The organism is Pseudomonas agronomica (genome assembly GCF_025917275.1).
GTDB classification, from domain to species: Bacteria; Pseudomonadota; Gammaproteobacteria; order Pseudomonadales; family Pseudomonadaceae; genus Aquipseudomonas; species Aquipseudomonas agronomica.
This window is the reverse complement of record NZ_JAOSHO010000518.1, coordinates 1-3,408: the sequence shown is the minus strand read 5'-3', so window position 1 is coordinate 3,408 and position 3,408 is coordinate 1. Positions and strand designations below refer to the sequence as shown.

Annotated in this window: 4 protein-coding genes; all 4 read right to left on the bottom strand. The window is 63.0% G+C overall.

The genetic code is table 11. The features are described from left to right. Positions 1 to 32 precede the first annotated feature (32 nt). A complete protein-coding gene (locus tag OC610_RS23740; RefSeq protein WP_249875094.1) occupies positions 33 to 1,076 on the bottom strand; it encodes an LLM class flavin-dependent oxidoreductase in 1,044 nt (347 codons plus the stop codon). A 34-nt stretch (positions 1,077 to 1,110) separates the two neighbouring features. Next, on the bottom strand, positions 1,111 to 1,596 hold the full coding sequence (locus OC610_RS23735) for a flavin reductase family protein (RefSeq protein WP_249875093.1): 486 nt from the start codon (positions 1,594 to 1,596) through the stop codon (positions 1,111 to 1,113). A gap of 43 nt (positions 1,597 to 1,639) precedes the next feature. Beyond that, positions 1,640 to 2,791: an ABC transporter ATP-binding protein gene (locus OC610_RS23730; RefSeq protein ID WP_264431315.1), complete on the bottom strand. Its 1,152-nt coding sequence runs from the start codon at positions 2,789 to 2,791 to the stop codon at positions 1,640 to 1,642. Positions 2,792 to 2,808: 17 nt separating this feature from the next. Beyond that, positions 2,809 to 3,408, bottom strand: a 600-nt coding sequence (locus tag OC610_RS23725) for an ABC transporter permease (protein ID WP_264431312.1), incomplete at its 5' end; no start/stop codon positions are given.

Sequence of the window (3,408 nt, the reverse complement as noted above, 5' to 3'; positions counted from 1 at the left end):
CTGTGGGAGCGAGCAAGCTCGCTCCCACAAGATCAACGAAACGCCGGGACAACCTGCTGGATAAACAATTCCAGGGATTTCTTCTTCTCGGCATGGGACAGGCTGTTGTCGCACCAGAAGCTGAACTCGTCCACGCCCAGTTCCTGGTAATACTTGATCCGCTCAATGATCTGCTGCGGGGTGCCGATCATGGTGTTCTTGCGGATGTTCTCCAGTTGGAATTCCGGGCGCTCGGCGAACTTCTCTTCCGGGCTCGGCGCCAGGAAGCCGTTGACCGGTGCCTGCTTGTTGCCGAACCAGGCATCGAAGGTGCGGTAGAACTTCGAGATGGCCTGGGCACCGACTTTCCAGCCTTCGGGATCGTCCACGGCATGCACGTGGGTGTGGCGCAGCACCATCAGTTGCGGGCGCGGCACGTCGGGGTTGTTGTCCAGGGCGGCCTGGAATTTGTTCTTCAGGTCGAGGACTTCCTCGTCGCCCTTCATCAACGGCGTGACCATCACGTTGCAACCGTTGGCGACGGCGAAGTTATGGGAGTCGGGGTCGCGGGCGGCGATCCACATCGGCGGATGGGGCTTGCGGATTGGCTTCGGCACGCTGGTGGAGGTGGGGAATTTCCAGATTTCGCCGTCGTGGGCGTAATCACCCTGCCACAAGGCGCGCACCACCGGGACCATTTCCCGCAAGGCCTGGCCGCCGGAGGAGGCGGGCATGCCGCCGGCCATGCGGTCGAACTCCACCTGATAGGCGCCCCGGGCCAGGCCGACTTCCATGCGGCCGTTGCTGATCACATCCAGCAACGCGCATTCGCCAGCCACCCGCAGCGGGTGCCAGAACGGCGCGATGATGGTGCCGGCGCCGAGGTGAATGGTGGTGGTCTTGCCGGCCAGGTACGCCAGCAGTGGCATCGGGCTTGGCGAAATGGTGTATTCCATTGCGTGGTGTTCGCCGATCCACACGGTGCTGAAACCGCCGGCCTCGGCCATCAGGGTCAGCTCGCTCAGGTCTTCGAACAACTGGCGATGGCTGACGCTTTCGTCCCAGCGCTCCATGTGTACGAACAAAGAAAATTTCATGGCGCTTTCTCTTCTTGTCTTGTTGACGATCGGTTCAGGCGAGGACGGGCAGGGCGCCCATCTTGCCGTGGCAATAAACCAGGGGGCCCGGTGTGTGTTGCGGCACGATCAGGTTCTTCACCGCGCCGACCATGATGGCGTGGTCACCGCCTTCGTATTCGCGCCACAGTTCGCATTCGATGATGGCGGTAGCGTTGCCCAGCAGCGGGTTGCCCAGTTCGCTCAGGGTCCAATCGATGCCCTGGGCCTTGTCCTTGCCTTTGCGGGCGAAGGCATAGGCTTCGTTCTGCTGGCCGCCGGACAACAGGTGGATGGCGAAGCGCTTGTTCTTGATCAGCACCGGGTAGGAATCGGAGCTGTAGTTGGGGCAGAACAGCACCAGGGCCGGCTCCATCGACAACGAGCTGAAGGCGCTGGCGGTCAGGCCGACGATCTGTCCGTCATCGTCGAGGGTGGTGATCACCGTCACGCCGGACGGGAACGAGCCCATGACCTGTTTGTAAACGTTGGCATCGATCATTTTCGCAATCCTCGCCCGCAGGCGGTTATGACGCGGTTGTTCGTCAGTGAGCGCCGGCGGCCTTGTTCAGGTCGCTCTCGGCCCATTGGGTGTAGACGCAGGCATCGGCAGTGGCCCAGCGCACGCGCACCGGGTCGCCAGCCTTGAGCGGCATGCCGGCGGCGGACAGCGCCTTGACGGTCATGGCTGTGCCACCGGACGTCACCACACTGCAGGTCTGGCTCTCGCCAAGGAACAGCACTTCCACGACCTTGGCCGCGACTTCGTTCCAACCGGCCGGCAGAGTGTCCTGGCTGGTTTGTTCGACGCTCAGGGCCAAGGCTTTTTCCGGGCGCACCATCAGCAACACATCCTGGTCGGCTTGCAGGCCGGTGGTCAGGCGGATCGACAGCGATTGGCCTTCGAACGTCGCCGCCGCATTGCCCTGGGCCTTGAGCTTGAGGAAGTTGGAATTGCCCAGGAACGAGGCGACAAAGGCATTCGGCGGGTTCTGGTAGAGGTCATAGCCGCTGCCCAGGCCGACGATCTTGCCGTGGCTGAAAATCGCGATGCGCTGGGACAGGCGCATGGCTTCTTCCTGGTCATGGGTGACGTAGACGATGGTGATGCCCAGGCGCCGGTGCAGTTGGCGCAACTCGTCTTGCAAGTCTTCGCGGAGCTTCTTATCCAGCGCGCCGAGGGGTTCGTCCATCAACAGGATGCGTGGCTCGTAGACCAGCGCCCGGGCAATCGCCACGCGCTGTTGCTGGCCGCCGGACAGCTGCGAAGGACGGCGATGGGCGAACTGTTCCAACTGGACCAGTTTGAGCATCGCATCGACGCGGCGATCACGTTCAGCCGCCGCCAGTTTGCGGATCGCCAGGGGGAAGGCGATGTTGTCGCGCACCGACAGGTGGGGGAACAGCGAGTAGCGCTGGAACACCATGCCAATGTCGCGCTTGTGCGGCGGCACGTTGACCAGGGACTTGCCGTCCACCAGGATTTCGCCGCTGCTGGGGGTCTCGAACCCGGCGAGCATCGACAGGGTGGTGCTCTTGCCCGAGCCGCTGGAGCCGAGGAAGGTCAGGAACTCGCCGTCCTGGATCTCCAGGGAAATATCGTCCACGGCGGCGAAATCGCCGTAGTGCTTGTTCAAGTTGCGCAGGCTGACCAGGGTCTTGTTGTTCTGCTGTGCGGGGTCTTTGACGGCACTCATCGTGTTCTCCTAGGCGCTCAGGCGCTGATTTCGTTGCGCCGGCGCAGGGCGGCGGCGATCACCATCACCAACACCGAGAGGCCGATCAGCAGCGTCGAAGCGACGGCGATCACAGGCGTCAGGTCCTGGCGCAGGGTGGTCCACATCTTGACGGGCAAGGTTTGCAGGGTCGGACTGGCCATCATCACGCTCAGCACCACCTCGTCCCACGACACCAGGAACGCGAACAGCGCCCCGGCGACCATCCCCGGGCGAATCGCCGGGAACGTCACCTTGAACACCGCTTGCAGGCGCGAAGCACCGCAGATCACCGCCGCGTCCTCGATGGATTGGTCGAACAGCTTGAGCGAGTTGATGATCGAGATGATGGTGAACGGCAGCGCGACGATGACGTGGCTGACCACAAAGGCGAACATCGTCCCGGTGTAGCCGAGCTTGAGGAACAGCGCGTACACCGCCACCGCGATGATCACCAGCGGCACGATCATTGGCAGGGTGAACAGGCCGTAGAGCATTTCCCGACCCGGGAAACGCCCACGCACCAGGGCAAACGCAGTAGGCAGGCCGAGGGCGACAGCGCAGACGGTGGTCAGCACCGCGACCTTGAGGCTGGCCAG